We start from the raw sequence: 16298 nt of genomic DNA on the forward strand, positions 1-16298 counted from the left end.
TTATTTTTCTCCTTTATTTATTTTAAAATTAATACCTTTAACCCCAATTAAATTAATATCTTTATTACTATCTCACTGATCTTTAATTTCATTTTTAACAATTTGTTCATCAACAACTAAATAATTTTTAATAAGATTAATAAGTTCTAATTTATCAGCATTTTGTAAAAAATCATCATTAATACCAATAACCTCAATATCTTTAATTAATAATTTTTCTTTCCGAAAATTACTAGTAATAATTTTTAATTCTTGCTCTTTTTTTGCTACACTTTTAATTTCTAAAAATTGTTCTTTTTTATGAGTTTCAATAATTTCATTTTGTTTTTGAAATTGAATATTAATAACATTATTTTTTAAAGAATCATGATTATTCTTAATATTATTTTCTAAATTCAAAATATCTTTTCTAATAAAATTTAATTCATCTTTAAAAGATTTTATTAATTCTAATGGTTCTCTAAAAATATAATCAATTTTTGAAACTACTAATTTTAAATCTTTTAGTGATTGTGATTTATATTCTCCATTTATTAATCAAGCTTGTTGTCGATATATAAATTCTGCTAATTCTTGTCCATTTTCATCAATTCATTTTTTAATTGTTAATGCTTTTAAACTTAATTCTTTAAAATTATTTCCTTTTAAATAAAATGGATACGTAATATTTTTAACTTCATTATTTAATTTTAAATCTGCCATAATTAAATTTCCTCTAATTCCATTTCATTAATTAAATTATCAATATATTCATAAGCACTTTCTTCTGAATGACATTCTTCTAATGCCATATTAAATAAATCTTCTTCAGTATAAACATAACCATTTTCATCTTTTCACATACTAATTTACCTCGTTCTTTGCTATTAATATTTCTATTAATTTTCTTCCTTTTTGTTCTTTAATATCAAAATAAGTTATTTCTTGATTTAATAAATGTGCTTCTTCATTTTTAATTAAATTAATATCATCATTAATATTTTCTTTTTGCCCTGTTTTATTATCAAATATATTAATACAAAAATCATTGTACATATATATTGATATTAGATTTTTGATTGTCATATTTACCTCCTATTTTTAACTCGCTGGCACTCACTCCAAAGTGAAAGTGCCAAAGCGAGAGTTAGTTATATAATTAAGTATTTATCTATTTATTTACTACGCCATCCGCTTCACTGCGGGTGAGCGGTGGCGGTATGTTTTATTGTTTAATGTTTAATAATCGACAGTTGTTTTTATAAGATAATGCCAGAGAATTCTCTCTCTTCATCCGCACCATTTCAGGTCAAAGCGTTCAGTTTTTAAAATAAATTCACTTGCACATTGAAGAGCCTAATGCTGACTTTGTGGTTTTTAAAACCTCTGTCATCCTCTAATGGGATAATATCTATCGCAAATTTATTTATAAAGTGGCCATCTCAATATTTATTGTCGTTTGATGTTGACCCCGCACTTATCACGACTATCGCTTGTTAAAGCGTCTATTATTTACGGACTGATTACCGCTGGGCTAGACCGCCTATGTGGAAAAAAACACTTAGTTATTTAAAATAACTGTTCCACCCTGCATTAAGTTGTTTTATAAAATCAAAGTTTAAAAGAACCAGTTTTATCATCAAAGATAATTTTTGAATTTTCTAGTTTTTGATAAAACTGTTTTTGTGTTTTATCTTTTATTTTATTTAATAAATATTTATGTTTTTCACAAGTTCATAAAACTTTATTTGATAAAAATTCTTCGGTAATGAATGATACTGCTTTATAACAATCATTAACATCACATATTTTTTGTTGTTTAATTATCATTACCTCCTTTTAGGGATTTTTTATTTCAAATAAAAAAACAACCCTAACAAGAGTTGTTTTTTGGAGCTTCATCGTACATTATACGTCACGTATTATGTAAATCTAAGCTCCAAATTTATCTCTTGTTATTTTAATAATAACACTTTTTAAAAGAAGTGCAACTATTTTTTTAAAAAAATAAATTATTTTTAAATTTACCCTATTTTTGGCATATTTAAACACACTGAAAAATAATTTATTAAATTACTTCAAATAAACTTATCTAAAATTCTCTAAAAATACTTCTTTTGAAGTTCTTCAATTAAGAACGGGCCTTAATTTTTCATTTATAATATCGACTACTAAATCTATTTCTTGTTGCGTAACAAGATTAAAATCTGTCCCCCTACCATATCGTTTTCTAAATTCACGGTTTAGTCTTTCAATTAATGGTTTTTGATTAGGCGAAGCAGGGTCACAAAAATAAACATTAGAACCAGTAATCTTTTCCATTTCTTCAAACTTACTAAATTCTTTTCCTCTATCGGTTATTATTCCTTTAATTTTTCCAACTAAACCATTAATTCTAACTATATGTTTAAGTTTTTCTAAAACTTCATTAGCAGTATGTTCTTCTAATTTCATAGCAAAGTATTTTTTACTTGATTTCTCTGTCAAAACTAAACAACTAGATTGATGTTCTTTTCCAACTACGGTATCCATTTCAAATCAACCAACATCTGTTTCTTTATTTTCAATATCTCATATTGATTTAAATCTTTCATCTAATTTCCCACGATTATCAGGTCTTTTCTTTGTTCTATTTCTTCTACCACCATTTAATAAATTTTTCTTTAACAAACCCAAAAGACCTAAAAAAATTCATTTATAAAATGTTTTAAGACAGGCAGGAAATTTGATACCAAATTTTATTAAAAATCGCTGAATAATTTCTGCTGGTGAATCACCCAAAATATTAAATCGTAAATTTAAAAATTCTTGTTGTTCTTCTGTAAATGTAGGTATTTTTTTAATACACTTTTGTCGTTTTTTATAATAATCATCATGTGCCTCACGGGCATTATAATCTTCTATATTTGTAAATCTATTAATTTCTCTTTTAACAGTATTAATATCTCTTCCTGTTTGTCTTGATATTTCAGATAAATTAAGTGTGCCATTTTTCTTTTTGCAACTATCAGATAAAAATAAATCCTTAAAAAATCTTCGTTCATCATATTTTACATGTGTATAATCTTTCATTACTCTATATTTCCTCCAATTCTTTTATAAAAATAGTTATACATTAAATTTATAAAAAAGATAAATTTTCACATTTTTTTAAATTAAAATTATTGACAAATATATTATTAATTATATAATTATATTGTAACAAGCTCCAATTTATCTCTATATGCTTGTATACTAAAATAAAAAGTAAAGTAATTTACTTTTTTTTATTTTGATGTAAAATATAAATAATAAAAAGAACCGCGATGGTTCTTTCATAGTTTTTATTTACTCTTTTATTTAATCATATTCATTAAATAATAGCAATTTTAATATGCAAAAAGGAGTAAAAAATGAAAGAATTTAATCCAAATAAAGCAAGTTTGGCAACTTTTTATCGTAAAATAGAGCAATTTTGAGAAAATAAATCACCCAATAAACCATATACTTTGAATGATTTAACCAATGAATTCAATCTTTCTAACAGATGAAAGCACGAAACTTACAAGAGCGAAAAGATAGTTCCTTTACTTGAAAAACAAGTTGATAGAATTGAAAGTGAAATAATTAACTTTATGATGAAATCACATGATGGTGCTAAATTATATTGACAACGAGCATTTAATTATAAATATTCACTGCAAGAAAAACAGTTAGAACAAGAATTAAACTTAAATAATCAACAACCAATAATTGTTAATTTACAAACGGATATTAGAGATATTAAAAAAGAAAGTGATAATAATGCTTAATCATTTTACTTATTTGTTAGAAACTCCTTATTGATTATTACAAAATAGTAGTATTGGTAATAAATATCCCTTTGCTAAAAAATATGAGTTAGTTAATGAAATTAATCAAATTGGAACACGATATAGTGGTAAGACTATTTCAAATATTAAAATGTTTGGTGAATTATTAAAAATTAGTTTATTAATTAAAGAACCAATTTGTATCATTGCTAGTATGTATTGAAGTAAGGATTTAAAAGATAGTGTATTTCAAAATATCTGAAATATGTTAGATGAAAATCATATTCCTTATACTATTAACTTATCAAATTTTACTTTTACTTTATCAAATGGTAGCAAAATATATTGTAAAGGTTTACATTCACCAAGCCGGAAAGAAAAATTAAAAGCTTTTGCTGATTTGAATAAATATAAATTAGTAATTGATTGAAGAGAAGAATGTGACCAATTTCAACAAAAAGATTTAAGTGATTTAGAATTTGCTATTCGTGGGTATCAAAATAAAATAACAATTAATACATGTAACCCTGAAAGTTTAAAAAGATATATTGTTGGTTATTGTAATGAATTAATGCCTTTTAATGAAGAAATAATGCGTAGTAAATATGAACAAATTAACTATATTGAAAAATGAAATATGAAGATTATTATTCATTATTCTAGTTGAAGACTTAATTATGAATTACCACAAGATAAGGTTAATGAACAATTAAGATTAGAACAATTAGATATTGAAAGAGCAAGAGTATGAAGTTGAGGATTGCCTGGTAATACTAGTGGGTCAATCTTTGCAAGATATCTTGATATTATGCAAGCAACAGATATTATTCAACCAACTAAGTTATTAGGTGGTGTTGACTTAGCAAACTCTACTAGTCCAAAAGGACATACAACAGCAGCGAGTTTTTGAATATATAATTCATTTGATAAAAAAGCCTATAAAGTTGCTGAATATACACACTCAAATGCTACTCAACAATTTAAGGGACCATTAGAACAAGTAAAAGATATATTAGATTTTTACAACAATCAATTAAATCAATATTTTAATTTAATCCAGCAAGGTATATCAATTAATGTTGATGATAGTGCTTATGCAACATTAGAAAGTTTAAATAGAGAAAAATATAATTATTCTTTTGGTCAATATATGCATTTTAAACCAGCACAAAAGCAGAAGTTTAAAATAAAACATCGTATTGAAGCATTTACCATGTTAATAAATACTAATCAATTAAAATGATTATGAGAAAAATGTCCTGTAAGTAAAACCCAATATGAATTAATTCAATGAGAAGATAAACCTGATGTAAGAGAAGAACGAATGTTAGATTTATATGATGATACATTTGATAGTGATTTTTATGCTTTACACTTTGAATTAGTTAATATGGTTAAACATAATAGTTCAGCAGATTATAAATTATGACAACAAAGGGAGTGAATAACTTAATGAAAAAAGATATTTATGTAATACACGATGAAAGAGTAATTAATGCAAAAAGACCATATATGTCTGTTTGTGGACAAGTTAAAAAAAGACTTTGTCAAGAATTAAAAAAAGATAATATCGCAATATGTAAATTAAATTTATATAACGAATATATTAAGAAATATCAAAAAGTTAAAGTATGTGTACAAGTTTTAGCAAATGAACCTAGTTTATTAACAGTAAATATTATTAATTATGCACTTATTTTAAAATTAAAGGAGCAAAATAACAATGAATAATACTTTTCCTAGTTTACCAAACTTAAATGATATTAATAGTGTTTTAAAATTTTATAATTATGATTGAACTATTAATTTAGCCAATATTATTGCTCGTCATCAAATGCGATTAGTTAATGGTAAAGATATTTTATTTAAGTCTCATCGTAAAGACATTTTAGAAAAATTAAATTGATGATATGAAACTTATAAAATAAAAGAAAAATTAGATAAAAATGAATTAACAGCAAGTTTAATGGGCAAAACTATTTTTGGTTTATTAGAAACATCAGATGGCAATATTGATTTATGAATTAATCCTTTTAACTTTACATCTCGTGTAAGTAAAATAAACGAAATTGAACAAGGTGCTGATATTTGATTAAATTATCATCAATCAGATAGTGGTTTTATTTTAAATTTAATTTGTACCAAAGATAAAATAGTTATTAAAGGTTGACCTAAAAATAATGAAGTAGTTGTTGGACAAAGTAAAACACAAATTAAAGATGATGTTAAACCTGTTTTAGTACAAGAATTTAAAAATAAATTAGGCGTAGTTCCTTTTTGAGAAATGATTAATGAACCTAATCCGTTATTTTTATCAACATCAACTACATTAAACCCATTACCTACAATGGCAAATTGTTATAAATTACAATTTGATTTAGAAGATAGTTTTAATATTAAATCAAAAGAAAGATGAGCAAATCGTACTCATTGATATGGAATATTAGATGATGATTTAATGACTGCTTATAACAAAGGTAATAAAAAAGTATTACAAGATGCTTTTGATGATATTTTTATTCAATCAGGTCAATCAGCCGTAGATGGTCAATTATCTCAATCTTTACAAGTAGTACAAGGTACACCAACATTAGAAACATATACTGAAGACCAAAAAGCAATTATTGAACAAGTATACTTAGCATGTCATTTTTCTAGTCCTTTTGGTGATAAATCAGATAATGACCAAAATAAAACACAGTCATTATTAACTAAAACAAAAGACTTAGAAAAACAAGCATATTTACAAGCATATCGTAAGCAATACTATACTAAAATGTTTGATACTGTTTTAAAATATTATGGTTTATGAGATGGTGTTGGTGAACGAGAATATGGTTTTGATTTTGTTAGTGCTAGTTTAGTTGACCAAATGCGACAAAATGAACTAATTACTGCTAGATTAGATAATGGCACAATGGAACCAATAAGAGCAATTACTGAATATGATAATATTGATGAATTAGAAGCAACCAAATATTTTGAAAAAGTAGAAGCATGACAAGATAAAATGCAAGTCAAAGAAATAGAACATAATAATAAATTACTAGAATATGATGAAACTGGTAATAATCAAAATGCCGTACAAGGTAGAACAGAAATTAAGGAGAATTAAAAAATGAGTAGAATTAACTCAGGGGTTATCGAAGAATTACGAAGACAAGCCCATGATACTTTAATAGATATCAGAGAAAACATAAAAGATAATCGTCATTGAATGGTCTTTCCGTTTAATGTTTATAGTTCATATATTCCTGATACAGAAACGGGATGAAAACCAAATAATGCTAAACCCAGTGATTATGGTAGTTATTCACGAATATTTGATAATATGGAAAGTACTATTGCGCAATGACAAGATAGTTTAAAAATAGTCCAAAAATATAAAGGTGAAGAAATTAATATTTTAACAGTTGATGATTTTAATAAACAACCAGTTAATTCAACAATATGAGCAAATAATGAAACACCTTTTGCTATAAAATTAAAAGATGAAAATAATAATATTTATTGAAAATTAATTGATGGTGAAAATATTTATGATATTAATAGAATGCTGGCATACTTAAATCAATATAAATTAAGTTATTTTATTAATAATGATAATAAAGCCGATAATTTTTATACAAAAGAAGTTAAGGTTGGTAAATATTGAGATGCTTATATGATTGATGATAGAAGTTCAATTCAATTTGGTGAGGCTAAATTTGAACAAGTATTTACTCAACAATCAACTGAAAGACAATATACTTTATTAATTTTAGATGAAGATGTAAATAAATTAAATATTAATGATTATTATAATTTTTATACTGTATTTAATGATCGTGGTTTAAATATTGGTGGTGGTGATATTAATTCTGCACCACAAGATAGACAATGATTATATCCATCAAATGTTATTAATTATTATTCACCTTATGATGGTAGTTTTTTATGACAAGAAATTACCTTTTCAAGTATTAATGACAAAATTAGTAATAGTGGTTTATCAGTAAGACAATTTATTCAGACCAGCGCCCCGGGCGAGGGTTATTGTTTTCCTAAAATAACTTATAATGAAAAAACAAATACATACACTATTGAATTAGATGAAGTTTTATTAAAAGACCCAGGGGTTAGAGCAATGGCAGTTAAATTTTATGGTAATCCTATCTTTTTTGATATGCCAGTTATTGGTCGGCCAATTATTAAAGGTCAATTTAATCAAAAAGTTATGAATTCCCGTGATTTATTAATGTATAACATGTATCCTGCCCCACCTGACAAAGTAAATACTTATGCTGCTCCAGAAGTAAGTTGATATAACATTCAAGGTATTCAACCAACAATTATAACGGGTTATGAAGATTGAAAAAAAGATATGGAAAGTAGATACGACTTTTGAAATCAAAAAAATAGTGGGGGTATTGTAATAACTGATAAAGCTAGTTCAACAGCAACTAATCCTACGGTTGGGACAACTATTCATAAAGAAGATAATGACTCTAAATTTTATTGGTCTAAAAATTGAATGATTACTCCACCAAACAAAATAAAAGTAAATAATGAAAATGTTAATAATATAATTAGTACCCAAGCATCATCATATTTTAGAAGAAAAGATGAATTTGGTAATACTGTCGGACAAGTTCAAATTGAATATAATAAAATGGGTAAATGTAATGTTTGAGATATTTTAAATATGAATAATTTTATTAATCGCCAAATTACCGTATTACCTTTAAACTATACGCAAAAGTTAGTTTTTAATCCTTTTACTATCCCAGGCGGAGTTGGTAAATTCTTAAACTTTATTTCCTTTGGTATTCCATGAGGATGAGTAATTAACCAAGATGAAAAAACTTGACCTAATTTTCAATTTCTTAATGGTTTTATGAGTTCTAATGTTTATAGTTTTTATAATGATGCTTTTTGGTCTGAAAACTCAAAAGGTAAAGGTTACTTACCCTTTGAAATATTTAGACAACAAGGTAATGATAAAGTTGGTGCTATTTTTGGTGCTAATGCTACTAGTTTAGGTTTTACAACTTTATTAACTGATAAATGCAAAGGTACTGTTTTAACTAAGGATGGTAAAGCAACTGAACGAATAACTTATTCAACTTATAATTTAAAACAATTAAACCCCAAAACTAATCGTATATATTTAATTAATGAATTAGTAAGAGCAGTAGATGCTCAAACACCAGTTAGTGATAGTGAAAAAGATACTGATTGCGAATTCTTACAAACACCAGATGGTACAAATTGTAGTTATATAATTGATATGTTTTCAATTCAAGCATTATATAAAGGTAATTTTGAAATTATCTTTTATGCTGATAACCCATATACTAATAATGAAGAAGATTATTTACGCTTATCAGTATGAAGTTTTCGTGGTAAAACAAAAAGTGTGTTAAATAATTATTTACGTGATATGACAACTAATTATAAAACTAGTTTCTTATTACCACATGACTATGAAATACCGACATTTAATTATCCTGAGTATGTATTACCCCCAGTTCCATACAACTATAAAACTTATACAAAAGATATTATGCCTTCCGATGTAGTACTACCATTATTAACAAAAATTACTGCGCAACCACAATGTAAAATAACTGATACTCAAATAGCAACTATGTTTATGGTTAATATATTTGATGATACAGAAGAATATACAGGTTATTATGAAACTGAAATTGATTTAAAACAAATTGACCCAACAATTCAAAGTATAAGTAAATTCCAAGATGCTTATAAAACTATTGAAATAAGTAATCTAAGTAATTTACAAGTTGAATGTGGATTATCAAATATAGAAAATTTTATTCCTAATAGAAATATTAATATATTTGGCGGAACTGATGATTGTAGCAATAATTTATTTTCATTAAAAAATATAACTTTAAAAAACATTGGTTTATCACAAACTGATAAAATTAATTTTGATAATACAATAAGTTTATATACTGATAATATAAAAATAAATGATACCAAAACAATATATACTACTGCTTATACTAATGGGTTACCTTTTAAAGGGTATTCCACCATATATGAAACATCAACTATTAATAGTGTAAAATTTTTATTACAAACAACATTTTTACCTAAATATGGAGTTAATAATAAAATCAGGGAAACATATTTACAGGCGTATTATACAAATAATATGAAATTAAAAATTAGATTTACAAAAGTAATATTGCCACTTTTACAGTTTTATTATATGGATGCTTATAGAAAACCAAAATATTTTGGTAATGATAAAGATATTACATTAGATATTAATAATCCAAATGTATTGGGTATTAGAAATAATAGTAATAGTGCTGTTAAAATTACATTTAAACCAAGATAAAAATAAAAAAGAGATTTTTAAAAATCTCTTTTTATATTATTCTTTAACTTTTACATTACCATCTTCATCAATATTTAAATTAGGTAATTTATGTTCTTCACCACTTCAACGATAAACTGATTTAAAATAAGTGCCATTATCTTCTAATCAATAGTAATAAAAAGCTGGTTTAAAAACAACTAAATCATATGGAAAAATTGATATACTTTCACTTACCCCCCTTTTTCCTATTTTTAAACTTATATTATTTTCAATATATTTAGTATTATGTAAGTAATCAGAATGCTTAAATTTAACAATTTTTCATTTATCATTTTTGTCACCACGCCATACGACATAATATCATTTATTATCAACCTCATTAAATGGTTTTTCTTGTGGTGCTATTCATTCTAAATTGTTTTTAATAGTTTCATTTGTTGTATTTATTTGGTTTTCTTTTTTTAATTGTTCTAATTGCTCTTTTGTATATTCTTGTGGTTTATTACAAGCAACTAAACTTGTTGTACTTGTTCCAATTAATGATATTGTACCTATTATACTTAATATTTTTTTCATATTTATTTCTCCTATTTTTTGAAAAATTTGTTAATTTAATTAAAAATAGAAATAAATAATTTATTTCTATTTATTTTTATAAATCTAATTTTTTATTTTTATGAACATTCAGCAGCTGCAGCGCCGGCAGCTCCACTAATTGCACCTACTGCTGCTCCAGAAGCAGCTCCACCAAAAATAGTTCCAAAAAATCCAACTATACCTCCAAAAATAGCACCAGCTATAGTACCAATACCTGGAATAACACTTCCTGCAAGAGCCCCTGCAACTGCTGAAGAAGCTCCAACAGTTACGGCTGAAGGAGATGATGTAATCGCACCTCCAACTGCTCCACCAACAGCACCATTTATAGCTGCTTTTGATACTTCAGAATTACAATTATTTTTTTTTCGAATAATTTCACCTATTTTATTTTTATTTACATTACTTGTACCTAATTTTAATGCTAAGGCCATTGTTTTATTAGTAACTCACTGTATTTCAGATTGAGTTGCTTGTTCTGATTTAATATTATTTCATCATTGTTGATTACGTTCTTGTGCCAGTTGATTTACTCATTGTGTTAAACCCTGTTGTCATTCATTTTTTGAATTATTAAATGATTGTTGAGCTTGTAAGAAACGTTGTTGAGCTTGACTAAAGGCTGTATGATTTTGATTTCTTTGAAAATCTTCACCCGCTCTTTGATATGCTAGTTCAGCATTACGTCATTGTTGTGCAATTTGAATTCATTGAACTTCGCCTCATCTTTTATTACGTTTTAATACTTTTTCTTCTGATTGATATGGTGCAGCAGCAATTACAGTTGGTATAGCACTACTTGTGATTGTAACTGCTCCTAAAATACTTATTAATTTTTTCATATTTATAACCTTCTTTCTTTAATTAAGATAAATACTATTATTTGGACTTTCACTATCTCAATATCCAATAGTATTTGTTTTAATAATAATTGATTGTTCTTGTTTTAAATTTTTTCAAATTTCATGAAATTGAGAAAAATGTTCTCAAATGAAATTTGCCATTATTTTTATATCTTCTTTATTTATAGAACCGCCAGCTCCGCTATGATCTGATTTTGGTAAATTAGATATTAATACCATAGTTTGACTTAAAAAATCTGCTTTGCTATCTGGTTCAAATTGATAAATAATTTTAAAAGCAGTATCTGATGATAATTTTAATTTTAATTCATCATGCTCTAAAAATTTATATCATTTTTCAAATACGTCATTACTTTTTTGTTCATGATTTTGATAAGGACTAGCGGCAATTGTTGTTGGTACAGCAGTTCCACTAATTGTTAATACACTTAATAAACTTAGTAATTTTTTCATTACTTGTATTTCTCCTTTTCTTAATCTTGAAACTTTTTATCAAGATCTACTTTCAGTATATATATATATATATATATATGCAATCAAAATTAACTAATTATTTAAAATTTTATCTTGTTAAATACCTCTTATTACGCGTTTTAAGGTCTAAATTAGCAAACAAAGATATTAAGTTTAGTATTTATATATACAAAATATATTGTATTTATAAACTATTGATATATAATTAATTTACAGGTTTAATCTTTTTCCGTAAAAAAGAGTTTATGCTGACTTGTTAATCGGACAAGAATAAAAAAAGAGAGGTTTATAAAATGGCACTTACAAAAGAACAATTAATCGAACAAGGTTTAAGTGAAGAGATTGCAGAAAATATCTTAAATCAGTTTAATAATGAAGCAAAGCAAATTAGAGAAAGTGTGCAAAAACGCGAAGATGTTATCTCAAAAGAAGACTTTATTAAATTATCTAATGAATTAGATGAATTAAAAGCATTTAAAGATGTTCCATCTACTAAAATTGAAGATATTAAAACTAATTTAGATAAAGTTAGTGGTAATTCTTTATCTGAAAAAATGCAAACTTTAAAAGAATTAAAACCTGATTTGTTTGTTGAAGAACAACTATCAGTTTCACCAACTAATTTTATTAAAGATATGATTGAAAAATCTACTGAAAATAAAAATGATGAAATTGAAATTATTAAAGAAAAAGGAGCATATACTCCTGATGAAATTAAAAAATTAACTGATTATACACTTAAAAACCTTAGATAATAAGGGAGTGAAATATTATGGCAACAATTAACTTGCCACAAGTACCTTTTACATTACAAGGTAATACAACAGACCAAAAAGCATATGTTGATATGGTTAATGCTTTATTGCGTGGACCTTTATATAACGAATATGCAAGTATTATGCAGTATGCTACTGCAACAGCAGAACAAGTTGCTTGATTACCTAATGCTGGTCAAGCATTATATAATTTAACTCATCGTGTGGTATGACAAGATGATTATTCATTGCCAAATGGTGGGACAACTCAAACAATGGGATTAACAAGAATTCCAGTTCCTATTGATAAAAGATTTAATTTAAAATTAATGAATGAGGCTTTTGATTTAGCATTAATAGAACAAAATATTAAAAATGGTGTTATTGCTGATGCTATTTCTAGTGTTGTACAAAATAAATTTGTTAATTTAGAATGTGAATTAATTCAGGCTATTTATGATTATTGTTTAGCAGATGGTCAATATGAAGTAATTCCATTTCGTAGTTATACAGCTGAAAATGCAGATGATGCCAATAAAGCATTCTTTACATTAAATGAAACTTTGATTGAATTAACAAATCAAATTAGTAATTTATACTTTGGTTTGCCAACCGATAAAATGTTTATGGTTTTAGGACGAAGAGCCTATTTAGGATTAACACCTGCTTATTTAAAAGTAATTGGTTCACAAGCCCAATTAAAAGCAATGGTTAATGGTGAATTATATGAAAATACAGCAATGGGTATTCCTGTATCAAAAAGTTTTCATTTAGAAAAAACATATACAAAAGGACAAGTTAATCGAGATAAAGGTTATAATTTTACTAATGTAAATGGTTTAATTATTAATAAACAAGTATGAGCATATCCAATTAATATGGATAGTATTCAACAAGTTTTAGATAATGATACTGCTAACCCTAAATGAATTGGTAAAGTACAATATGCAACACCAACTATTTTATATCCAAAAACATGTAAAATTATTTTAGAAAAACAACCAACACAAGATGAAATTAATACTGCTAAAAGTAATCTAAATAAAACATTTAGAGTGCCAGTTGATTATGTAATTCCATCATCAAGTAAAATTGATATTAGTAAAATTAATAAATTAGATAAACCAACTATTCATGTTGACGATCCAACTCAAACAACAGCAGAACAATTAAAACCACAATTTAAAGATGTTGTTTTAAAATCAGTAAAAGCGGTAAATAATTTTTTAACAGAAAATGATTTTGATTACTTTATTGAAAGTAAAGGTGAAGATTGACCAATTAATATTACAAATGATAAAACTGTTGAAGTTCAAATTCAAGGTAAAAATAACGCTAGTGGTCAAACAAATCCGATTGATGTAGTAATTAAAAATTCTTAATAAACAATGAATTTACTAATATTACGAGTTTTAACTTTATTAGTAACTAATTTAGAAAATAAACCTTTAATAAGTAAATTTGTAAATTTAATTAATAGAGTTAATAAAGTTCAAAATAAAATATTAAAGCCAATTAATTATATTACTGATAAATATAATAAAATTACAAGTAAAGTTGAAGATATTTATCAGTGATTAAATCCATTTACTTATTTAGATTTAATTAAAAAAGGTCATAAAAAAGAAATTCAACAAATATTAAGTCAATTAGAAAAAGATAATAATATTAAAAATAGAAAACAATTTAAAAATGAAAATTATCTAAATACTAATTGACAACCTTTAAATAGTAGTTGACTTGATAGTGGAATGTTTAATATAACTAATAAATTAACTTTAACAGGTAATTTAACTATTTTAATATATACAAAAACAGCAAAACATCCAAAATTTTATGGTCCATATGTTTATCCTAGTGTTCCAGTTGAAATATGAAAATTATTAAGTAATGCTGTTTCTAATGCAGGGACTTTATTTTGGCGTTATTGATTAAGAAAATGATTACCTAGTCATTTAAGAAATTATATTAAAAAACGATTACCACAAGCATTAAAAGAAAAATATCCCAAAGGAACTACTAAATTAACATTACCAACAGTTCAAAAATTACAACAAATTAAAAAGTTTATTAATAATTTAAAGATTGGACATTTTAATTTTAATTTTGCTGGTGAAATTAATAATAAAAAATGATATCGAGAACGCCGAAGTGATGTTAAAAATATTAAGAATTTATATAAAACACCAGTTAAAAATAAATTTTATCAGGTTAATAAATCTATTAAAGCAATTAATAAAACCAAAAGAAAGGTTAATAGTTATAAACCAAATAATTTAAAAAATAAATATCGTAATCAATTAAGGGGTGTTTTATATGGAAAATAATTTAAGTAATTTGTTATTTATAACAGTTGAAGATGTTAAAGCAAGTAAACTTTGACAACCTATTAATGATCGTAAACAATCTGCTTATAATGATAATTTAATTTATAATGCTATTTTAAAAACTAGTTTATGAATGGATAGATTATCAGGTGGAACAATTTCAGATAAAATTAATAAAAAAGATTTGTTTCCTTGAGTAAAAAAAGATAATACTGGTTTAATTGAATATGATAAATGATTAAGTTATATTCAATCTGCTTGTTTATTAGCAGTTATAAATTGATATTTACCAAAAGGAGTTAATGATTTAACTGGTAGTGCTTCATTTTCACAAGGTGGAGTTGCTTATTCACAAACTAATGACCCAGAAGCAAATGAAAATATTACTCGTGATGTTAAAAATGCTTTAAAATTAGCAGGTGAAATTATTGATATTATATCTAGTAAAACAGTATCTAGACCTTATAATTATAGTTTAGATAATTATGCTCATCCATGAGAAGAAGAATATAAGCATATTAGTAAAAAAACTTTTTATCCAACATTATTATTTTGATTAAAAGAACGATTACAAACTGATAATTCAATAAATATTACTTATCCTACTATTAATGATTTTTCTAAAATTGATTATAATGAGTGTATTAAATTAATAGTTCCCTTTGATAATAATACGATTTATTATGAAAATAATGTCTGAAAAGCAAAACAAAGTAGTGGTACTGATATAAAAATTGATAATAAAACTATCATCAAAAATGATAATGATGGGATTGAAGTTTCAGATTTAAAACAAGATAAATTAATATCGGGTGAAAATATTAAAACTATTAATGGTAATTCATTATTGGGGAATGGTGATATATCTATTAATACTGGTAATGATTGAGAATTAATTAATTATCCAGAAGCAAACGAAAAATTAACATTTAAAATTCCAGATTATGATTTAATAAAATATTACTATAAAATATCAATTTCAATAACAGATTATGCATCTGCTAATAAATTTGTAACATATTATTTTGAAACAATATCACAAAAATCAATATTTTCATTTTTAGCAGATAATTCTTATAAAAGAATAACAATTAAGCAAGATGGCTCAATTTCAAATGATACAAATAATATTGTTATTAAAGATTTAACAATTAAAAGAAAATTAATTTAGAAAGGAT

Annotated in this window: 17 protein-coding genes; 9 read left to right on the plus strand and 8 right to left on the minus strand. The window is 24.9% G+C overall.

Annotation, left to right across the window (positions count from 1 at the left end):
* The 5 genes from ACOBME_RS01755 to ACOBME_RS01775 form a co-directional block, all read right to left on the minus strand.
* A complete protein-coding gene (locus tag ACOBME_RS01755; RefSeq protein ID WP_338963619.1) occupies window positions 1-702 on the minus strand; it encodes a kinetochore Spc7 family protein in 702 nt (233 codons plus the stop codon).
* Window positions 703-704: 2 nt separating this feature from the next.
* Window positions 705-842, minus strand: coding sequence for a hypothetical protein (locus tag ACOBME_RS01760; RefSeq protein ID WP_338963239.1), 138 nt, complete (start codon window positions 840-842; stop codon window positions 705-707).
* 1 nt (window position 843) lies between these two features.
* Complete coding sequence (locus tag ACOBME_RS01765) at window positions 844-1065, minus strand: hypothetical protein (protein WP_338963241.1); 222 nt, start codon at window positions 1063-1065, stop codon at window positions 844-846.
* A gap of 507 nt (window positions 1066-1572) precedes the next feature.
* Entirely contained in the window at window positions 1573-1809 is a 237-nt protein-coding gene (locus tag ACOBME_RS01770; RefSeq protein WP_338963243.1) for a hypothetical protein, read from the minus strand.
* Between the two features lie 258 nt (window positions 1810-2067).
* Window positions 2068-3051 carry an IS30 family transposase gene (locus ACOBME_RS01775; RefSeq protein ID WP_338963245.1) on the minus strand — a complete coding sequence of 328 codons (984 nt, stop codon included), beginning with the start codon at window positions 3049-3051 and terminating at the stop codon, window positions 2068-2070.
* Window positions 3052-3371: 320 nt separating this feature from the next.
* Between ACOBME_RS01775 and ACOBME_RS01780 the strand changes: the two genes are divergently transcribed.
* From ACOBME_RS01780 to ACOBME_RS01800, 5 genes are read left to right on the plus strand one after another with little or no spacing between them, the layout of a single operon-like run.
* Window positions 3372-3770 (plus strand): hypothetical protein, encoded by a 399-nt coding sequence (locus ACOBME_RS01780; RefSeq protein ID WP_338965659.1) that lies wholly within the window; start codon window positions 3372-3374, stop codon window positions 3768-3770.
* Window positions 3763-5223 (plus strand): PBSX family phage terminase large subunit, encoded by a 1461-nt coding sequence (locus ACOBME_RS01785; protein WP_419334053.1) that lies wholly within the window; start codon window positions 3763-3765, stop codon window positions 5221-5223. The genes ACOBME_RS01780 and ACOBME_RS01785 overlap by 8 nt, the downstream gene beginning before the upstream one ends.
* The gene (locus tag ACOBME_RS01790) at window positions 5223-5501 is read left to right on the plus strand and encodes a hypothetical protein (RefSeq protein ID WP_338963373.1); all 279 of its coding nucleotides are present in this window, start codon (window positions 5223-5225) and stop codon (window positions 5499-5501) included. The genes ACOBME_RS01785 and ACOBME_RS01790 overlap by 1 nt, the downstream gene beginning before the upstream one ends.
* Window positions 5494-6885 (plus strand): hypothetical protein, encoded by a 1392-nt coding sequence (locus ACOBME_RS01795; protein WP_419333891.1) that lies wholly within the window; start codon window positions 5494-5496, stop codon window positions 6883-6885. Before ACOBME_RS01790 ends, ACOBME_RS01795 begins: the two co-directional genes overlap by 8 nt.
* A gap of 3 nt (window positions 6886-6888) precedes the next feature.
* Entirely contained in the window at window positions 6889-10122 is a 3234-nt protein-coding gene (locus ACOBME_RS01800; RefSeq protein ID WP_419333889.1) for a hypothetical protein, read from the plus strand.
* Between the two features lie 36 nt (window positions 10123-10158).
* Here the strand turns inward: ACOBME_RS01800 and ACOBME_RS01805 are convergent, their stop codons facing one another.
* The 3 genes from ACOBME_RS01805 to ACOBME_RS01815 form a co-directional block, all read right to left on the minus strand.
* Complete coding sequence (locus tag ACOBME_RS01805) at window positions 10159-10680, minus strand: lipoprotein (RefSeq protein ID WP_338963213.1); 522 nt, start codon at window positions 10678-10680, stop codon at window positions 10159-10161.
* Window positions 10681-10778: 98 nt separating this feature from the next.
* Window positions 10779-11543 carry a lipoprotein gene (locus ACOBME_RS01810; RefSeq protein WP_338963215.1) on the minus strand — a complete coding sequence of 255 codons (765 nt, stop codon included), beginning with the start codon at window positions 11541-11543 and terminating at the stop codon, window positions 10779-10781.
* A gap of 18 nt (window positions 11544-11561) precedes the next feature.
* Window positions 11562-12017, minus strand: a complete 456-nt coding sequence (locus ACOBME_RS01815; protein WP_419333887.1) for a hypothetical protein — start codon at window positions 12015-12017, stop codon at window positions 11562-11564.
* A 314-nt stretch (window positions 12018-12331) separates the two neighbouring features.
* Here ACOBME_RS01815 and ACOBME_RS01820 point away from each other — a divergent pair, with 314 nt between their 5' ends.
* The 4 genes from ACOBME_RS01820 to ACOBME_RS01835 are packed head-to-tail and all read left to right on the plus strand — an operon-like array spanning window position 12332 to window position 16291.
* On the plus strand, window positions 12332-12793 hold the full coding sequence (locus ACOBME_RS01820) for a hypothetical protein (protein ID WP_419333885.1): 462 nt from the start codon (window positions 12332-12334) through the stop codon (window positions 12791-12793).
* A gap of 17 nt (window positions 12794-12810) precedes the next feature.
* Window positions 12811-14175, plus strand: a complete 1365-nt coding sequence (locus ACOBME_RS01825) for a hypothetical protein (RefSeq protein WP_419333883.1) — start codon at window positions 12811-12813, stop codon at window positions 14173-14175.
* Between the two features lie 6 nt (window positions 14176-14181).
* Window positions 14182-15120 (plus strand): hypothetical protein, encoded by a 939-nt coding sequence (locus ACOBME_RS01830; protein WP_419333882.1) that lies wholly within the window; start codon window positions 14182-14184, stop codon window positions 15118-15120.
* Window positions 15110-16291, plus strand: a complete 1182-nt coding sequence (locus ACOBME_RS01835) for a hypothetical protein (RefSeq protein WP_419334035.1) — start codon at window positions 15110-15112, stop codon at window positions 16289-16291. The genes ACOBME_RS01830 and ACOBME_RS01835 overlap by 11 nt, the downstream gene beginning before the upstream one ends.
* Window positions 16292-16298 lie beyond the last annotated feature (7 nt).

It is taken from the genome of Spiroplasma endosymbiont of Sarcophaga variegata, assembly GCF_965178695.1.
Lineage (GTDB): Bacteria > Bacillota_I > Bacilli_A > Mycoplasmatales > Mycoplasmataceae > Spiroplasma > Spiroplasma poulsonii.